A 17233-nucleotide genomic window follows, 5' to 3' on the forward strand; every position below is an offset into this window, starting at 1 on the left:
TACGCTCAATCGTTTAGCACCATTACTTCAGGAGTCGCCTGCTCTACGCGGCGGGTTATACACAGTGTCAACCCGCTTGTCGTCGGAGGAGCAGTTTGTTATGCCGACCAGCGTCACTGCTGAGCGGTTTGTATCCGTTTGATAATAAAAGATAAATACTGCGGGTGACAAAAAACGTCCGATGCCCCGCCATGGGCTTTATGCCACGGCTCTGCGCTTCCCCAATTTGTCCCCGGACTTATCCACAGGCTAGGTCGGCCAGGGAACGCGCCGGACGGTGCTCGTCATATGGCCGTTGCAGTCGAGCTGGATATGCCGGTAGCCCGGGCTGCGGGCCGCGTCTTCGGCAAAATCGCAAGAGCCGGGGGCAAACTGTCGCATCGTGCTCGGGGTGATCAGGCAGGCACGTCCGGCAAACGCCAGTTCCGCGGCTTGATGCGCATGGCCACAGACAAGCGCGTTCACCTGTGAATGACGGGCGATGACGTCTTCCAGCGCATCGCGATCGCGCAGGCCGATCGCATCGATCCAGGCGGCGCCTACGTCGACCGGCGGATGGTGCAGGCATACCAGGGTGGGCGCGGTATTGGCCTGCAGCCAGCCGTCGAGCCGCTCGATCTGGTCGCGGCCCAGCGCGCCCGCATCGCTGCCCTGGATATGGCTGTCGAGCGCGATCAGTTGCCAGCCGCCGAGCTCAAGTCGGTCATGCACCACGGCGTGCTTGAGCATGCGCGCCATACGGGCCGGGTCGTCATGGTTGCCGGCCATGGCCAGCACCGGGCAAGGCAGGCACGCAAGTGTGGCATCGAGGCGGGCATAGCCGTGCTCGCTTTCGTCGTCGACCAGGTCGCCGCCGAGAATGATCGCATCGGGCCGGGGCGTGTCGGCGAGCGCGCCAGCGAGCACGCGTTGAAACGCCTGTTCGACCGGCCAGCCGTGCAGGTTCGCCTCCGGGTCGGCGAGCAGGTGCAGATCGGTCAGATGAAGGAGTTGATATGTAGCGGGCATCGATTTTTTCGGTCTGGGGGTATGCTGCCATGTGGCACAGTGCAGGCCACGACTGCAACGACAACGAGCGACCCAAAGCGCCCGATGATGGATACGGAACTGCTTTCTTACCTGCGCAACGTCAGCCTGCGCGAAACAGCGGTCATGACGGCCAACCGCCACGAGACCGCGCAGTCGGCCGACGCCAACCTGCAGATCAATCCCGAGCAGGGTCAGCTTATCGCCCTGTTGCTACGCCTGGCAGGCGCGCGGCGCGGTATCGAGATAGGCGTATATGCGGGCTATTCGAGCCTGTGGATTGCCCATAGTCTGCCCGACAACGGCCACCTGCTGGCCTGCGACAACGATCCCGAAATCACCGAACGTGCCCGGCGCGACTGGGCCCGGGCGGGCGTGGCCGATATCGTCGAGCTGCGTATCGGGCCGGCGCTTGAGACCCTCGATGCCGAAATCGCGGCCGGCATGGCAGGCGCCTACGATTTCACGTTCATCGATGCCGATAAGGCCGGCTATATCGACTACTACGAGCGTGCGCTGGCGCTGGTGGATGCGGGCGGGCTGATCATCGCCGACAATACGTTATGGCACGGGCGCGTGATCGATGCCGCTGACGACAGCACCGATACCCAGGCGATTCGGGCGTTCAATCGGCACCTGCACGCCGACGACCGGATCGACATGAGCCTGGTGCCCATTGGCGACGGTTTGACCGTGGCGCGCAAGCGATGAGCAAACGAATAGGCGACTGCAGCGCGGCCGAGCGCAATAAAGAGCCCATATTCGATGCGCTGCTCGAGCATCTCGCCAACGCGCGCGAGGTGCTCGAGGTTGGCGCAGGCGATGCCACACACGCCCGCTATGCGCTCGAACGCCTCCCGCACTGTATCTGGCAAACCAGCGAAGCGCCCGGTCATCATCGACGCCTGGTCGCCGCGCTGGCCGACAGCGCCGACCACAGGCTGCCACGGCCGCTGGCGTTGGATGTGAGGGCGGCCTGGCCGCGAGGGCCGTACGACGCCGTGTTCGGCGCGAACGTGGCCCACATCATGGATTGGGCCGCGGTCGAAGCGCTGTTCGCAGGGGCGGCGACGGTACTGCGACCCGCCGGGCGTCTATGTCTTTACGGCCCGTTCCTGCGCCGGGGTGAAACGCCCCGGCCGGGCAACGCGACTTTCGATGCCGCGCTACGCGATCGAGACCCGGCCATGGGGCTGCGCGAGATCGAGGCGCTCAACGCGCTCGCGCAACGGCAAGGCCTGGTCGCGCTCGACGATATCGCCATGCCCAGCGACAACCGCCTGCTGATCTGGCAGAAAAGCGGCGACCGCATTTTTTGATGCCGCATCGCAGCGGCTGTCCATGTCAGCCGCTTGCAGCCACCCGCGGCCCTTGGCGAAAGCGCGTGAGCGTGCGCCGACGCGCTTGCTCGGCCCGCGCATTGTCTGTTTCGTGCCGGGGCAAAAAGCGCCGCTAGTTGACCCGGTTGCGAATCTCGCCGTCCAGAAAGGCCTGAATGTTGGCGGTCACGCCTTCGAGCATGCGCTGGCGCGCGCCGCGGCTGCCCCAGGCGCTATGCGGGGTCACGATCAGGTTCGGAATGGCGGGGTCCAGCAGAGGATGATCGGCCGGCGGCGGTTCCTGATCGAGCACGTCCAGTGCCGCGCCACCGATCTCGCCGTCCTTGAGTGCGGCAATCAACGCCGCGCTGTCGACGATCGCCCCGCGGGCGGTATTGATCAGGAAGGCGGTGTTCTTCATCCGTGCCAGGGCATCGGCATCGATGAGGTGGCGGGTGTCGTCGGTTAACGGGCAGTGCAGGCTGATCATGTCCGAGCGCTCGAGCAGCTCGTCGACCGCCACCCGGCCATCGCGGATGCTCGTTGCCCCCGGCCTTTCGCCAACCAGCACGCGCATGCCGAAGGCCTCGGCGAGGCGGCCGACCGCCTGGCCGAGTTCGCCGTGGCCGATCAGGCCCAGCGTCTGGCCCGCCAGCTCTTCGATCGGATAGTCGAGCAGGCAGAAAAATTCGCTGGCCGCCCAGTCGCCGCGCTTGACCGCCGCGTCGTAGCTGGCCCAGCGCGTGGCGTGAGCGAGCATCAGCGCCAGCACATGCTGGGAAACGGCCGGGGTCGCATAGCCGGTGACGTTGACCACGGCAATGCCGCAGCGTGCCGCAGCGTCGATATCCACGTTGTTGAAGCCGGTCGCTGCAACGCAGACCAGCTTGAGACGGTCCGCGCCCTCGAGCGTCTGTGCGTCGAGTACCACCTTGTTGGTGACCACGATATCCATTCCGGCGACCCGTTCGGCCACCTGTTCACGCGTCGTGTTGTGGTGCCACTGCCAATCGTCCACGGCGCCGGTCAGCGCGTCCCAGTCGAGCCCGTCGCCCATCGAGCCGACATCCAGAAAACAGCCTCGCATGGTAATTCCTTCTAAATTATCGATAATTCAGCGATAGCGTAACCGAGGAGCCGCCGGTGCGTGTTGCGAGTGGTGATTTTTCTCGGACAACATAGACTTGTTGTGAGTAAAATGCGGTTTTATACCTAACGTGTAAGATGCATGTGTTCGCGCTTTGTGGCGCGACTGTTCCCTATCGGGTTCTCAACCAAGGCTGAAGAATCACATGATCCGCAGGACAGAACAGCAAGATGAATCTCTGGGCAACCATCTGCCCCAGACCTGCCCATCCGTGGAAGCGCTGGAATATGAACTCGCCTTTCTGGTGCGTCGCCTCGAAGCCGCGCGCCGGCGTTTCAATTTCGGCCTAGAGCGCGCTCACTATCTGTTGTTGATCCTGCTGGAACGCAAGGATCGACAGTCGGTTGGCGCTCTGGCCGAGCAGGTGAACCTGGATGCGTCGACGGTCACGCGTCAGGTCGCGGCGATGAAGCAGGCTGGACTGGTCGACAAGCTCGACAACCCCGACGACCGTCGCGGCGGCTTCGTGACCATCACCGAAGCCGGACGCGATGCCGCCGCGCGCGTGCGTGATCGCCGCCTGGAGCGTGTGGAAAAAGGTTTCGACGATTGGTCGGAAGCCGAGCGCGCCGAGTTCGCGCGGCTGACCGCCCGCTTCAACGATGCCATGCGGGACGCGCTCAACGAAGCCTGATCGACCCGATCAGCTTCGCGGCTGCCCCGCGAAGGCGACTGCTTCAACCGGTTTCTACGATCCGGCCTGCCGGCAACGGCAGGCCGAGGTCGTGCCATAGATCGATCGTTGGCTGGGCCTTGTTGAGGCTGTAGAAATGCAGCCCCGGTGCGCCGCCGGCCAGCAGCTGCTCGCACATGCGTGCCACCACCTCGCGTCCGAAAGCCTGGACCGCGGTCTGGTCGTCGCCGTAGCCCTCCATCTTCTGGCGTATCCAGCGCGGGATATCGGCCCCGCACATGGCCGAGAAGCGCGATACCTGACCAAAATCGGTGATCGGCATGATGCCGGGCACGATCGGGATATCCACGCCCTGGGCGGCGACCTCTTCGACGAAATTGAAATAGGCGTCGGCGTTGTAAAAATACTGGGTCATCGCCGAATCCGCGCCGGCGCGTACCTTGCGCACGAAGTTCTCGATGTCGGCAGCGGGCGAGGGCGCCTGCGGATGGTATTCCGGATAGCAGCCGACTTCGATATGGAAATCGTCGCCGTGACGCTGCTTGATATGGGCGACCAGTTCGTTGGCATAGCTGAACACGCCGGGCTCGTCCATGCCCTGCGGCAGATCGCCGCGCAGCGCGACGATACGATCGACCCCGGCCGCCTTGTAGCTGTCGAGCAGTTCGTTAATCGACTCTTTCGTGCCTTCGATACAGGACAGGTGCGGGGCCGCGGCGATACCGGTGGCCTTCATCGTTGCGGCCACGGTTTCGAGGGTGCCCGAGCGGGTGGTGCCGCCGGCGCCGAAGGTCACCGAAAAGAAATCCGGGCCAAGAGTCGCCAGCCGGGCACGTGCCTTGTCCAGCCGTGCGGCACCTTTTGGCCCCTTGGGCGGAAAGAATTCGATACTGAAAGAGTTCTGCGATACGTGCGTCATGCCGATACGTCCACTGTCGGTGCGTCGGTCCCTCGACCGGCTGCTGCGGCGTGTTTGCCGTGACATGAAAAGACCCGGCCCGCGTGGTCGGCGGGCCGGGTCTGCTCAGGGCCCGGTTTATTGGCTCGCTAGCGCTTTAGTAGCGGTAGTGATCCGGCTTGAACGGGCCTTCGGCCGGTACGCCCAGATAGTCCGCCTGTTCCTGGGTCAGCTTGGTGAGCTTGGCGTTCACGCGCGCCAGATGCAGGGCGGCGACCTTCTCGTCCAGATGCTTGGGCAGCACATAGACCTTGTTTTCGTAGCGCTCGGGATGCTTCCAGAGCTCGATCTGGGCCAGTACCTGGTTGGTGAACGAGTTCGACATCACATAGCTCGGATGGCCGGTGGCACAGCCGAGGTTCACCAGACGGCCTTCGGCCAGCAGGATGATCTTCTTGCCGTCGGGGAAGGTGATGTGGTCGACCTGCGGCTTTATCTCTTCCCACTCGTACTGTTCGAGCGACGCCACGTCGATCTCGTTGTCGAAGTGACCGATATTGCACACGATCGCCTCGTTCTTCATGCGCTTGAGATGATCGTGGTTGATCACGTGGTAGTTGCCGGTGGCGGTCACGAAGATGTCGGCCTGTTCGACCACGCCGGGGTCTTCCATATCCACCACGCGCAGGCCTTCCATGGCTGCCTGCAGAGCGTTGATCGGGTCGATTTCGGTCACGCAGACGGTCGCGCCCAGGCCGCGCAGCGACTGGACGCTGCCCTTGCCGACGTCGCCGTAGCCACAGACGATGGCGACCTTGCCGGCGATCATCACGTCGGTGGCGCGCTTGATGCCGTCCACCAACGATTCACGACAGCCGTAGAGGTTGTCGAACTTGGACTTGGTCACCGAGTCGTTGACGTTGATCGCCGGGAAGGTCAGGCCGCCTTCCTTGGCCAGATGATAGAGACGATGCACGCCGGTGGTGGTTTCTTCGGAAACGCCGGTGATTGCCTTGCCGAGCTTGGTATAGAAGTCCGGCTGTTCGGCCAGGCGCTTCTTCATCACCTTGAACAGGGCTTTTTCCTCGTTCGAGGTCGGGTTGTCGAGCAGCGAGGGATCCTGCGTGGCCTTCACGCCGAAGGTCGCCAGCGTGGTGGCATCGCCGCCGTCGTCGAGGATCAGGTTGGGCAGGCCGCCGTCGTGCCAATCCATGATGGCGTGGCAGTATTCCCAGTATTCCTCGGCCGATTCGCCCTTGAACGCATACACCGGCACGCCGGATTCGGCGATCGCGGCGGCGGCGTGATCCTGGGTCGAAAATACGTTACAGGAGGCCCAGCGCACTTCCGCGCCGAGGGCGACCAGCGTTTCGATCAGCACCGCGGTCTGAATGGTCATGTGCAGCGAGCCGGCAATACGCGCACCCTTGAGCGGCTGCGATTCGCCGAATTCTTCGCGCAGGGCCACCAGGCCCGGCATTTCGGTTTCGGCGATCTCGATTTCGCGCCGGCCCCAGGGGGCCAGCGAAATATCGGCGACGACGTAGTCCTGGTCGATCTTTTCTGCGGGGGTGCTCATGTTCGTTTCCTGTTAAGTCGGGGGAGTCGTCGAGCCGGCGCGTGCTGCCACGCGTTGAACGGCCCGACCTTGGGTTGTCGGGTTTACGCCGCCTGCAGGCCGGCGTCCTTGGCCAGGGCTTCGGCCTTGTCGGTGCGCTCCCAGGGCAGGTCGATGTCCGAGCGGCCGAAGTGGCCATAGGCCGCGGTGGGCGCATAGATCGGGCGCTGCAGGTCGAGCATGGTGAGAATGCCGTAGGGGCGCAGGTCGAAGTGCTCGCGGATGAGCTGGGTCAGGCGCTCGTCCTCGACCTTGCCGGTGCCGAAGGTTTCGACCCAGATGGAGGTCGGTTCGGCCACGCCGATGGCATAGGAAACCGCCACTTCACATTTGGAAGCCAGGCCGGCCTTGACCACATTCTTGGCCACATAGCGGGCCGCGTAGGCCGCGCTGCGGTCGACCTTGGACGGGTCCTTGCCCGAAAAGGCGCCGCCGCCATGCCGGGCCATGCCGCCATAGGTGTCGACGATGATCTTGCGCCCGGTCAGGCCGGCATCGCCCAGCGGGCCGCCCACTTCGAACTTGCCGGTCGGGTTGATATGAATGGTCGGGTTGTCGGTGAGCCATTCGCCGATCACCGGCTTGATGATCTGTTCGTGGACCGCTTCTTTCAGGTCGGCCTGCGAGATGCTCGGGTCGTGCTGGGTGGAGAGCACGACGGCGTTGATCGCGACCGGCTTGCCGTCTTCGTATTCGAAGGTCACCTGCGATTTCGCATCCGGACGCAGCCAGTCGAGTTCGCCGGATTTCATCAATTCGGACTGGCGCCGGGCCAGGCGATGCGCATAGGTGATCGGCGCCGGCATGAGCACGTCGGTCTCGTCGCAGGCATAGCCGAACATCAGGCCCTGGTCGCCGGCACCCTGTTCTTTCGGGTCGCCGCGGTCCACACCCTGGTTGATATCGGCCGACTGCTCGCCGAGCACGTTCATGACCGCACAGCTGTCGGCATCGAAGCCCATCTCGGAGCTGGTATAGCCAATGCTGCGCACGGTGTCGCGCACGATCTTTTCGACCGGCACGTTGACGTTCTTCTTCTCGTCGGTCTTGATCTCGCCGAACACCATCACGAGCCCGGTCTTGGTCGCGGTTTCGCAGGCCACGCGCGCGCTCGGGTCCTGGGCCAGGTAGGCGTCGAGGATCGCGTCCGAGACCTGATCGGCCAGTTTGTCGGGATGGCCGCCCGTGACGGACTCTGAGGTGAACAGGTATCGGCTCATAAGACGTTATCTCTCTATCCGGATGAACGGATGGAAGTATACGCAAGCACAATCGCGGTTGCTATGACAAAGCGACTATCGGCCGCGTTTTGGGGCGATTTATGCCGCCCATGCGGCCAGCTGTGAATGGCCTGTTTGCGACGCATGCCGAAGCAATCCTTGCGGCTGTTGAAAAAACTGTTGCAGGGCCTGGTATTACCGCCCGCAGCGATGCCAGTAGCGGCGCGCTCCGACGCGATGCTCGAAAGCCCCGAAAAAGAGCCAGGCCGTAACCGCACGGTAATGCCGATAGTCGTACGGCATGCCGCGATGCGCGATCCCAGTGCTTGCGTTTAGCGTTTGAGCCTCGTAATGTGACATCAATCAATGTCACATTAACTAACGGCAGTAAGTCCGGGGTGCCCATGTTCCGATCCAAACGACTTTCCAACGGTGCCCGTACCGTGATCACAGGCGCCGGCAGCGGTATCGGTCAGGCTTTTGCGCTGGAGCTGGCGGCACGCGGTGGTGCCATCGTCTGTTCCGATATCGACAAGGCCATGGCGGAGGCGACCGCGGCGCGTATCGAAGCCGAGGGCGGCCGTGCGATCGCCACGGTCTGCGACGTCACCCGCCTGGCCGATGTGGAAAAGCTTGCCGAAACGGCGACCGGGTGGTTTGGCGGCCCGCCCGATCTGGTCATCAACAATGCCGGCGTGGGTGCCGGCGGGGATGCCATCGGCGAAATGAGCATGGACGACTGGCATTGGGTGCTCCACATCAACATGTGGGGCGTGATCCACGGCTGCCATGTCTTCGCACCGATCCTTCGCGAAGCGGGGCGGGGCGGCATCATCAACGTGGCCTCCACGGCCAGCTTCGCGGCCGCGCCGCGCATGGGCGCCTACAACGCCAGCAAGGCCGCGGTGCTGGCCGTCACCGAAACCCTGGCCGCCGAACTGGCGGATACGTCGATTCGGGTGACCGCGCTGTGTCCCACCTTCGTACAGACCAACATCATGAAAGCGGGGCGGATCAGCGCTTCGTCGTCGAAGATCGCCGACAACCTGATGCGCTGGGGCGGCGTGTCCGCTGCAAGCGTGGTCAACAGCGCGCTGGCCGGGCTCGATCGCGGGCAGCTGTATGTCTTGCCGCAGTTCGATGCCCGTGTGGTGTGGCGTCTCAAGCGGCTTTTGCCCGCCGGCTACACGAAGGGCCTGGGATTCATCAATCGTTTTGCCGCCAACGACGCATCGGGCAAGGCCGACGCGTCCGCGCCCGAATAAACCCGGGCCCACAGGAGAACCGTATGGATATCGATCTGGAAAAAATGCTCGCCAAGGTCAAGGCCAGCCAATGGGCGTTGGCGGACATCGACTGGGATGCGCCTGGCGCGGAACTGATTACCGACGAACAGTGGCCCAAGCTGAAGGCCTTCATGTCCGATCTGATGTGGATCGAGCACGTCGGCGCGCGCGGCTTCGCGGCCATGGCGCGCAAGGCCGAAGACCCGGTGCTCAAGGAAATGTATACCTACTTCCATGCCGAAGAGCAGCGCCACGCCAACGCCGAGATGGCGCTGATGCGGCGCTGGGGCATGCTCGAAGAAGACGAGATCCCGCTGCCCAATATCAATCTGCGGCTGGTCATCGACTGGCTCGATACCCAGTCCGACCGCATGCCGCTGGAAGTGCTCGGCTCGGTCATTCCCATGCTGGAAGTCGCGCTCGATGGCGCGCTGTGTACCTTTCTGCTCGAACAGGTCGACGACCCGGTCTGCCACGATGCCTTCAAGCGCATCAATGACGACGAATCCCGTCATCTCGGCGTCGGCTTTCATGTGCTGGAGATGCAGGGCCATGGCAAGGCCTACCGCCTGGGCCTCAACTTCATGGGCACGGTGCTCAATCCGCGCCTGATTGTCGGTATCGCCACCTATCTGCCGCTGCTGTCACGCATGCGCGACAACGTCGCCGCCATGGGCCTGCCCGAAGAGAAGCTCTACAAGGCCATGAAGAAGTACGAGCGCATCGGCGGGCGTACCGAGGACGGACGGCGTAACCCCTGGTTCCAGCTGATCAGCCGTCATGGCCGGCTGGTCGTCGATCGCGGCAACAAGCTCTACCATGTCCCGGTCGATGCCATGGTGCGGCTCACCGATTTCTATCCACGTGCGTTGCTGCGCCCGGTGCCGAGCTGGGTCAAGGAACTCACCTACAAGACCGCGGCATGAGTGCGGTCAACGGTCACGCGGCGCCGGGACAGGCCAAGGCCGCGCGCAGGAATTCCGCCACACGCAAGGCGCCCGTGCTGGATGTGGCGATTATCGGTGCCGGTTTCTCCGGCCTGGGTACGGCGATTCGCCTGCGCGAGCAGGGCATTACCGATATCGCCATTCTCGAGCGCGGCGACGACGTCGGCGGCACCTGGCGGGACAACACCTATCCCGGCGCTGCCTGCGATATTCCGTCCAACCTGTATTCGTTTTCCTTCGCCCAGAACCCGAACTGGTCGCGCGGCTACTCGGGCAGCGCGGAAATACTCGACTACATCCACCATCTGGTCGATCGTTTCGAGCTGCGCGCGTTGATGCGTTTCAGGCACACCGTCACCGGCATGAAGTTCGACGAGGCACGCGGCCTCTGGACGATTCGCGTGGCCGGCAAGAAGAACGTCCATGCCCGTTGTGTGGTGTCGGCCCAGGGCCCGCTGGCCAATCCGGCGCTGCCCAATATCCCGGGCATCGACACCTTCGGCGGCAAGACGATTCACAGCGCGCGCTGGGACCACGGCTACGATTTCGCCGGCAAGCGCGTTGCCGTGATCGGCACTGGCGCCAGCGCAATCCAGATCGTACCGGCGCTGGCCGAGCAGGTGGATTTCCTCAAGGTCTTTCAGCGCACGCCGGCCTGGATTATGCCCCGGCCGGACTATGCCGCCCCTGACTGGAACAAGACACTCTTCGAAAAGCTGCCCGCCAGCCAGACCGCGTTCCGCAACGCGTTGTTCTACGCGCACGAAGCGATGGCCACGGGCGTGATCTGGAATACGCCGGTCACGCGGCTACTCGAAGGCGTGGCCAAGGCGTTTCTTCGCCATCAGGTACCGGATGCCTGGGTACGCCGCCAGCTCACCCCGCAATATCGTATCGGCTGCAAGCGTCTGCTGGTCTCCAACGACTATTACCCCGCGCTCATGCGCGACAACGTCAAACTCTATACCTGGCCGATCGACAAGATCTGCGAGAAGGGCATTCGCAGCGTTGAAGGCATCGAGCATCAGGTGGACTGCATTGTCTTCGCCACGGGCTTTGCCGTGTCCAAGGCGGCGGCACCGTTTCCAATTACCGGCCTGGACGGCCGCCAGCTCGACGACGAATGGTCGCGCGGGGCGATGGCCTATAAGAGCGTGAACGTTGCCGGCTACCCGAACCTGTTCATGGCGCTCGACCCCAACTCCGGGCCCGGCCACAATTCCGCACTCTCTTATATGGAGCCGCAGATCGACTACATCGTGCAGGGCATCCAGACGATCCTCGAATACGAGCTGCGCGCGCTCGACGTCCGCGAAGACGCCCAGGCCAAGCACAACGCCCAGCTACAGAAACGCCTCGCAAAAACCAACTGGAACTCCGGCTGCGCCAGCTGGTATCTCACCGAAGACGGCTTCAACGCCACCATGTATCCGGGTTTCGCCACCCAGTACAAGAAACAGATGGCCCGTTTCGTGAACGAGGATTATCGGGCGATTCGTTTCGAGCCGGAATTTTCCCGAACCGTGGAAGCGTAATCACTAAACGGTCCAGTCCCGTCGGCTGATCGCAGGGTCTGCGGCAGGCTGCCATGTGCAGCCTGCCGGCCAACGAGCGCAATGCCCATGGCCGACGATTGCCGCCGATGCAGGTCGTGAGCAACATAGTTCTGACGGGGCCGGGGACAATATTTGGAATTCGTGGCACGGGCCAAGAAGCCGAGTGCTAATAGCCAAGGGGATGCCGAATTGAATATTCGGGCCATGGCTGCCGAAGGCGTGGGCTATTGGGCCGGTGAGTCTTACTGTTTTGGGCTCGCCAAGATCGCCGCAGCCTGCCCGCATTTGTCGACCGGCACATGATCTAAGGCATTAGCCGAACAGGCACTATTCCCTTCAGCGCCACTCAAGGCTTCGCAATCGCCCGCCAGAGCATGTCGAACAGCACGTTGACCTGATCGGTGAGCGGCGGCTCCTGCTGGCGCAGGCTCTGCATCTGGATCAGGCGCGCCAGTACGCCGTAGAAATAGTCGAGCAGAATGGTTTCGCTGACCTGGTCGTTGAGAATGCCGCGTTCGCGGCCTTCGGCGAGCACTTCGAGGAACAGGTTGGTCAGGCGCCGCTGCTGGTCGGTGACGTCGCGCCGCATCGCGCCGGGATAGACCGAGCCCAGAATCATGCGTGCGACCTTCGGATGCTGTTCGAAGAAGTCGAGCACCACCCAGAACACCTTTCGCAGCCGGTCCTTGTAGGTCTCGATACCGACGAGGTGATCGGTCATGCGCGCAGCCAGCGCATTCGCCCAGTTCAGCACGCAGGCATCGAGCAGCGCCTGTTTGTCGCCGTAGTGGCGATAGATGGTTTGCAACGAGGCGCGTGCCGCACGCGCGATTTCGTCGAGGCGCACTTCATGAAACGCGCGATCGGCGAACAGATCGAGCGCAGCCTGCTCGATCCGAGCCCGGGCGGCGACGGTCGCGGGTTGGTTCCGGCTTGGCGGTGACGACGTGGAATCGCTCATGAGCGCTGCATTTTCAGGGTGTACACAAAATTACGCAAGTGCTCCTTCCAGAGTAGAAAGTTAAAGTTTTGTTGACATCGTCTGATGACAGAGACTAACTGTATAACGTGAACGGTGCTATCGAGAGGTGGTGCCAGAGTGTAAATAAAATTACATGCATAGCTTCTTTGCACACGGAACAGTTTGATGACAGACGACAGGACACAGAGTGCCGCCGAGCCGAAGGCTGCATCAAAATCGGCGCGCGGCCTACGCGGCGCCAGCGGTCGTATCGCCATCGTGGCCGGTGTGCGAACGCCGTTTGCACGGATCGCGACCGCGTTTCGCGATCTGGACGCGGTGGATCTGGGCGCGATGGCAGCGGCAGAAGTGCTGGCCCGTACCGGGCTGGCGGCGAGCGAAGTCGAACAGGCGATTTTTGGCATGACGGTGATGAAGCCGGAAGCGCCGTTCATTGCCCGTGAAATCGTGCTGGCGTCGGGTATGGATCCGCGTACCGATGCCTATTCCATCACCCGTGCCTGTGCGACCAGTTTTCAGACCGCCGCCAGTGGCGCCGAAGCGATCGCACTCGGCCATGCGAACGTGGTGATAACCGGTGGCACCGATTCCACCTCCGATATTGCCGTGCCGCTTTCCAAGCGCCTGGCCGATGCGTTGCGCGATGCGTCGCAGGCGAAAAGCAATGGCGAGCGCCTGCGTATTCTGTCGCGGTTGCGCCCGAAGGATCTTATTCCGCGCAAGCCCTCGATTACCGAGTATTCGACCGGCAAGACCATGGGCGAATCGGCCGAGCAGATGGCCAAGACCTGGGGCGTGACCCGTGCCGAGCAGGACGACCTGGCCCATGCGTCGCACAGCAACGCGGCCGCCGCACTGGCGGACGGTCGCCTCGACGCACAACGCATGACCGCGTTCGTGGCCGCGAACGGCAAGACGGTACCGATTAGCGACGACAACCTGGTACGAACGAACAGCGAGCGGTCGGGCTACGACCGGCTCAAGCCGATATTCGATCGTGCCAACGGCAGCGTCACCGCAGCCAACTCCAGCCCGCTCACCGACGGCGCGGCGGCGATGCTTCTGATGAGCGAAGAGCGCGCCAAGGCGCTCGGCTACGAGCCGCTGGCCTATATCCGCAGCTATGCCTTCGCTGCGAAAACGCCCGAGCGCGATCTGTTGATGGGCCCGGTGCTGGCCGCGCCGCTGGCGCTCGAGCGGGCCGGGCTGTCGCTGTCCGACCTCACGCTCATCGATATGCACGAAGCCTTTGCCGCGCAGGTGGAGGCCAACATCCGCGGCATGGAATCCAAGACCTATCTCAAGGACATGACCGGGCGCGGGCCGCTGGGCACGATCGATCGCGACATCCTCAACGTGAACGGCGGCTCGATTGCCTTTGGCCATCCGTTCGGCGCCACCGGCGCGCGCATCCTCATTCAGACCGCGCACGAGCTCAAGCGGCGCGGCGGCGGGCTGGCGCTGACTACCGCCTGCGCGGCCGGCGGCATCGGTGCCGCGATGATTCTGGAACGCGACTGAGCGGCCCATCGGCCCCGGTCCACGATTCGACTGCGAGCACAGCGTCATGAGCAACACCCCCCAACACGTATCGTCCAGCGCGACCGACGAAGTCTTCACGCTGGAAAAACGCGACGACGGCATCGTCATTCTTCGATTCGCGGTACCCGGCGCGCGCCAGAACACGATCACGGCCGATTTCGCCGATTCCTTCGATCGTGCGTTGGACGCCATCGAGCACGACACGGAAGTGATCGGCGTGGTGCTCATCTCGGACACGCCAGGGTCGTTCCTGGCCGGGGCGGATATCGGTCTGTTCGATCAGGTCGAAAGCGCGGCCGAAGTGGAAGGCTTGTCGAAACGCGGCCAGGCCAGCTTCACCCGGTTGTCGAAACTGCATGTGCCGGTGGTGGCCGCGATCGAGGGCAGTTGTCTGGGCGGGGGTCTGGAGCTGGCGCTGGCCTGCGATGTGCGTATCGCGGCCGAAAGCCGCGCGACGACGCTTGGCCTGCCGGAAGTGATGCTCGGCCTGCTGCCGGCAGGCGGCGGCACCCAGCGCCTGCCCCGGCTGGTAGGGATCGCGACCGCGCTCGATCTCATGCTTACCGGGCGCAAACTGCGGGCCGTGCAGGCCCAGAAGATCGGCCTGGTCGATTCCGTGGTCGCCCCGGAAGCACTGCTTCTGGAGGCGATACGACAGGCTCGTATGGCCGGCAAGCGTTCGTCGACCGCGCGAGCCTCGCTGGTTCAGCGTGCCCGTGACCGGGTCAGCGATGGCCTCGGCGGGTTGACGAACGCCGCCCTGGAAGACAACCCGGCCGGCCGGCGTGTGTTGTTCGACCAGGCCCGCAAGACGTTGCGGGCGAAGACGCACGGCCATTATCCCGCGCCGGAGCGCATCATTGACGTGGTGGCGACCGGCTATGCTCAGGGCATAAAGGCCGGCTATGCGGCCGAGGCGCGCGCCTTTGGCGAGCTGGCCATGGGCCCGGAGTCCAAGGCGCTGCGCCATGTCTATCACGCCACCGAGTCGCTCAAGAAAGCCACTTTCGTTGCCCGCAACGTCAAGCCGCGTGCGGTGGCCCATGTCGGCGTGCTGGGCGCGGGGCTGATGGGCGCCGGGATTGCCACGGTCACCGTGGACAAGGCCGGCCTGCCGGTCCGGCTCAAGGACGTGAGCGACGACGGACTGGCACGGGGCATGCAGCAGGTCCGCTCCTTCTACGACAAGCGGGTGGCGAAAAAGGCGATGACGCAGGCCGCGGCCGATCGCTGCCTGTATCAGGTCACGGCGACGACCGATTACAGCGGGATCGGGGCCGCGGATATCGTCATCGAAGCCGTATTCGAGGATCTCGCACTCAAGCAGAGCATGCTCGCGGATGTAGAAGCCGCGGCGGATGCACGGGGTAACCCGGACTGCATCTTTGCGACCAATACCTCGTCGCTGCCGATCGCCGATATTGCTGCCCATGCCAAACGGCCCGAGAACGTGATCGGCCTGCATTATTTCTCTCCGGTCGAGAAGATGCCGCTGCTCGAGATCATCGCTACCGACAAGACGTCGAAGAAGACGATTGCCACCGCGGTCGCCTTCGGCAAGGCCCAGGGCAAGACGGTGATCGTGGTACGGGATGGGCCTGGTTTCTACACCACGCGCACGCTATCGCCGTATCTCAACGAGGCGGCCCGGTTGCTGGCCGAGGGCGCGAGCGTTCGTGCCATCGACGAAGCGCTGGTCGACTACGGTTTTCCGGTCGGCCCGCTGACCCTGCTGGACGAAGTGGGCGTGGATGTCGGCGTCAAGGTGGGCCCAATTCTGGAAGCGGCTTTCGGCGAGCGTATGGCTGCCCCCGATGCCTCGGCCAAGATGATCGATGCGGGCTATCTCGGACGTAAATCCGGCAAGGGTTTTTACGACTACACGGCGAAAAAGAAGAAGGGCGGCAAGCGTCCGGTCAATGCCGAGCTGGCTACGCTGCTGGCGGACGATGAAAACGGCGGGCCTGCCCCAGGCGCGGCCGAGATCGTGGAACGCTGCACGCTGCTATTCGTCAACGAAGCCGCCCACTGTCTGTCCGAGCGCATTATCGACGACCCCATGCAGGGCGATATCGGCGCGATCTTCGGCCTTGGTTTTCTGCCGTTCACCGGCGGGCCGTTTCGCTATGTCGATACGGTGGGCGTACGTCGAATCGTTGATCGCCTGCAAGCACTTGCCGAGCGCCACGGCCCGCGTTTTCGGCCAGCGCCCATCCTCAAGACCATGGCCCAGGCCACGTCCGATTCCCATCAAAGATTTTATCCGTAAGCACCGCTGTGCGCGTTGCCTCAAGTTGTGGAATCTGCGCAGACACGCTTTACCCAACGACGCCACCAAGGCTCGGGAGCCCCAAGAATGTTTGAAAAACTCATGCACTGGATGCAGGCCAACAACGTGTTGCCGCGTATTTCCGATACCGAGCGCCAGGCGCTGGAAGCCGGCGATGTATGGATCGACGGCGAATTTTTCTCCGGGCATCCGGACTTCAAGCGCATGCTGGACTCTCGCTATGGCCAGCTCAGCGTCGAAGAACAGGCGTTCATGGATGGGCCGGTCAACGAGCTGCTCTCGCGGGCCGACTGCAACGAGATTGCCCTGAGCCGGCGCGTGCCCGACGACATTATCGACTTCATGGCCGAGCAGGGCTTTTTCGGACTGATTATCCCTAAGCCTTACGGCGGCAAGGGCTTTTCGACGCTGGCGCGCTCGGCGGTCATGGCCAAGGTCACGCCGCACTCGGCGATTCTGTCGACCTATGTCGTGATTCCCAACACGCTGGGCGCCGCGGAACTGCTGGTCGAATACGGCACCGATGGTCAGAAAGACCACTATCTGCCGCGGCTCGCGCGCGGCGAGTATCTGCCGTGTTTCGGGCTGACCGAGCCCACCGCCGGCTCGGATGCGGCCTCGATCACGGCCGACGCCGAGGCGTTTCGCGACGACAACGGCGACGTATCGCTGCGCCTGAACTTCGCCAAGCGCTATATCACCCTCGGCCCGGTGGCCAATCTCATATCGCTGGCCTGTCGGCTGCGCGACCCGGACAACCTGCTGGGC

The 17233-nt window shown here is 63.4% G+C and carries 15 protein-coding genes; 9 read left to right on the forward strand and 6 right to left on the reverse strand.

The features are described 5' to 3' along the window. Positions 1 to 249 precede the first annotated feature (249 nt). Positions 250 to 1008: a metallophosphoesterase gene (locus ABNU97_RS07710; RefSeq protein ID WP_348766161.1), complete on the reverse strand. Its 759-nt coding sequence runs from the start codon at positions 1006 to 1008 to the stop codon at positions 250 to 252. Positions 1009 to 1092: 84 nt separating this feature from the next. On the opposite strand from ABNU97_RS07710, the gene ABNU97_RS07715 reads away from it, so the two are divergent. Next, on the forward strand, positions 1093 to 1737 hold the full coding sequence (locus tag ABNU97_RS07715; protein WP_348766162.1) for a class I SAM-dependent methyltransferase: 645 nt from the start codon (positions 1093 to 1095) through the stop codon (positions 1735 to 1737). Then, on the forward strand, positions 1734 to 2345 hold the full coding sequence (locus tag ABNU97_RS07720) for a DUF938 domain-containing protein (protein WP_348766163.1): 612 nt from the start codon (positions 1734 to 1736) through the stop codon (positions 2343 to 2345). The genes ABNU97_RS07715 and ABNU97_RS07720 overlap by 4 nt, the downstream gene beginning before the upstream one ends. A gap of 133 nt (positions 2346 to 2478) precedes the next feature. Here the strand turns inward: ABNU97_RS07720 and ABNU97_RS07725 are convergent, their stop codons facing one another. Further along, entirely contained in the window at positions 2479 to 3432 is a 954-nt protein-coding gene (locus ABNU97_RS07725; protein WP_348766164.1) for a 2-hydroxyacid dehydrogenase, read from the reverse strand. Between the two features lie 205 nt (positions 3433 to 3637). Between ABNU97_RS07725 and ABNU97_RS07730 the strand changes: the two genes are divergently transcribed. After that, complete coding sequence (locus ABNU97_RS07730) at positions 3638 to 4126, forward strand: MarR family transcriptional regulator (protein WP_348766165.1); 489 nt, start codon at positions 3638 to 3640, stop codon at positions 4124 to 4126. A 43-nt stretch (positions 4127 to 4169) separates the two neighbouring features. On the opposite strand, the gene metF is transcribed toward ABNU97_RS07730, so the two are convergent. The 3 genes from metF to metK all read right to left on the reverse strand — a co-directional run bounded on the left by metF (position 4170) and on the right by metK (position 7862). After that, positions 4170 to 5045, reverse strand: coding sequence for a methylenetetrahydrofolate reductase [NAD(P)H] (gene metF / locus ABNU97_RS07735; protein ID WP_348766166.1), 876 nt, complete (start codon positions 5043 to 5045; stop codon positions 4170 to 4172). A gap of 136 nt (positions 5046 to 5181) precedes the next feature. Beyond that, a complete protein-coding gene (ahcY, locus tag ABNU97_RS07740) occupies positions 5182 to 6603 on the reverse strand; it encodes an adenosylhomocysteinase (RefSeq protein WP_293627392.1) in 1422 nt (473 codons plus the stop codon). An 83-nt stretch (positions 6604 to 6686) separates the two neighbouring features. Beyond that, positions 6687 to 7862 carry a methionine adenosyltransferase gene (gene metK, locus ABNU97_RS07745; protein ID WP_293627391.1) on the reverse strand — a complete coding sequence of 392 codons (1176 nt, stop codon included), beginning with the start codon at positions 7860 to 7862 and terminating at the stop codon, positions 6687 to 6689. 404 nt (positions 7863 to 8266) lie between these two features. On the opposite strand from metK, the gene ABNU97_RS07750 reads away from it, so the two are divergent. From ABNU97_RS07750 to ABNU97_RS07760, 3 genes are read left to right on the forward strand one after another with little or no spacing between them, the layout of a single operon-like run. Then, a complete protein-coding gene (locus ABNU97_RS07750) occupies positions 8267 to 9127 on the forward strand; it encodes an SDR family NAD(P)-dependent oxidoreductase (protein ID WP_348766167.1) in 861 nt (286 codons plus the stop codon). A gap of 23 nt (positions 9128 to 9150) precedes the next feature. After that, positions 9151 to 10074 (forward strand): ferritin-like domain-containing protein, encoded by a 924-nt coding sequence (locus ABNU97_RS07755; RefSeq protein WP_348766168.1) that lies wholly within the window; start codon positions 9151 to 9153, stop codon positions 10072 to 10074. Then, positions 10071 to 11630 (forward strand): NAD(P)/FAD-dependent oxidoreductase, encoded by a 1560-nt coding sequence (locus tag ABNU97_RS07760; protein WP_348766169.1) that lies wholly within the window; start codon positions 10071 to 10073, stop codon positions 11628 to 11630. The genes ABNU97_RS07755 and ABNU97_RS07760 overlap by 4 nt, the downstream gene beginning before the upstream one ends. A 367-nt stretch (positions 11631 to 11997) precedes the next feature. On the opposite strand, the gene ABNU97_RS07765 is transcribed toward ABNU97_RS07760, so the two are convergent. After that, positions 11998 to 12612 carry a TetR/AcrR family transcriptional regulator gene (locus ABNU97_RS07765; RefSeq protein WP_348766170.1) on the reverse strand — a complete coding sequence of 205 codons (615 nt, stop codon included), beginning with the start codon at positions 12610 to 12612 and terminating at the stop codon, positions 11998 to 12000. Positions 12613 to 12798: 186 nt separating this feature from the next. Here ABNU97_RS07765 and fadI point away from each other — a divergent pair, with 186 nt between their 5' ends. The 3 genes from fadI to ABNU97_RS07780 all read left to right on the forward strand — a co-directional run. After that, the gene (gene fadI / locus ABNU97_RS07770; protein ID WP_348766171.1) at positions 12799 to 14154 is read left to right on the forward strand and encodes an acetyl-CoA C-acyltransferase FadI; all 1356 of its coding nucleotides are present in this window, start codon (positions 12799 to 12801) and stop codon (positions 14152 to 14154) included. A gap of 46 nt (positions 14155 to 14200) precedes the next feature. After that, positions 14201 to 16444, forward strand: coding sequence for a fatty acid oxidation complex subunit alpha FadJ (gene fadJ, locus ABNU97_RS07775; protein WP_348766172.1), 2244 nt, complete (start codon positions 14201 to 14203; stop codon positions 16442 to 16444). A gap of 87 nt (positions 16445 to 16531) precedes the next feature. Next, a partial coding sequence (locus tag ABNU97_RS07780; RefSeq protein ID WP_348766173.1) for an acyl-CoA dehydrogenase family protein occupies positions 16532 to 17233 on the forward strand: 702 nt, incomplete at its 3' end.

Source organism: uncultured Salinisphaera sp. (genome assembly GCF_964012375.1).
In the GTDB taxonomy this organism is placed as follows: domain Bacteria; phylum Pseudomonadota; class Gammaproteobacteria; order Nevskiales; family Salinisphaeraceae; genus Salinisphaera.

Coding starts and splice junctions, on each gene's coding strand:
- ABNU97_RS07710 (WP_348766161.1), bottom strand. CDS start 1,008: ATGCCCGCTACATATCAACTCCTTCATCTGACCGATCTGCACCTGCTC.
- ABNU97_RS07715 (WP_348766162.1), top strand. CDS start 1,093: ATGATGGATACGGAACTGCTTTCTTACCTGCGCAACGTCAGCCTGCGC.
- ABNU97_RS07720 (WP_348766163.1), top strand. CDS start 1,734: ATGAGCAAACGAATAGGCGACTGCAGCGCGGCCGAGCGCAATAAAGAG.
- ABNU97_RS07725 (WP_348766164.1), bottom strand. CDS start 3,432: ATGCGAGGCTGTTTTCTGGATGTCGGCTCGATGGGCGACGGGCTCGAC.
- ABNU97_RS07730 (WP_348766165.1), top strand. CDS start 3,638: ATGATCCGCAGGACAGAACAGCAAGATGAATCTCTGGGCAACCATCTG.
- metF (WP_348766166.1), bottom strand. CDS start 5,045: ATGACGCACGTATCGCAGAACTCTTTCAGTATCGAATTCTTTCCGCCC.
- ahcY (WP_293627392.1), bottom strand. CDS start 6,603: ATGAGCACCCCCGCAGAAAAGATCGACCAGGACTACGTCGTCGCCGAT.
- metK (WP_293627391.1), bottom strand. CDS start 7,862: ATGAGCCGATACCTGTTCACCTCAGAGTCCGTCACGGGCGGCCATCCC.
- ABNU97_RS07750 (WP_348766167.1), top strand. CDS start 8,267: ATGTTCCGATCCAAACGACTTTCCAACGGTGCCCGTACCGTGATCACA.
- ABNU97_RS07755 (WP_348766168.1), top strand. CDS start 9,151: ATGGATATCGATCTGGAAAAAATGCTCGCCAAGGTCAAGGCCAGCCAA.
- ABNU97_RS07760 (WP_348766169.1), top strand. CDS start 10,071: ATGAGTGCGGTCAACGGTCACGCGGCGCCGGGACAGGCCAAGGCCGCG.
- ABNU97_RS07765 (WP_348766170.1), bottom strand. CDS start 12,612: ATGAGCGATTCCACGTCGTCACCGCCAAGCCGGAACCAACCCGCGACC.
- fadI (WP_348766171.1), top strand. CDS start 12,799: ATGACAGACGACAGGACACAGAGTGCCGCCGAGCCGAAGGCTGCATCA.
- fadJ (WP_348766172.1), top strand. CDS start 14,201: ATGAGCAACACCCCCCAACACGTATCGTCCAGCGCGACCGACGAAGTC.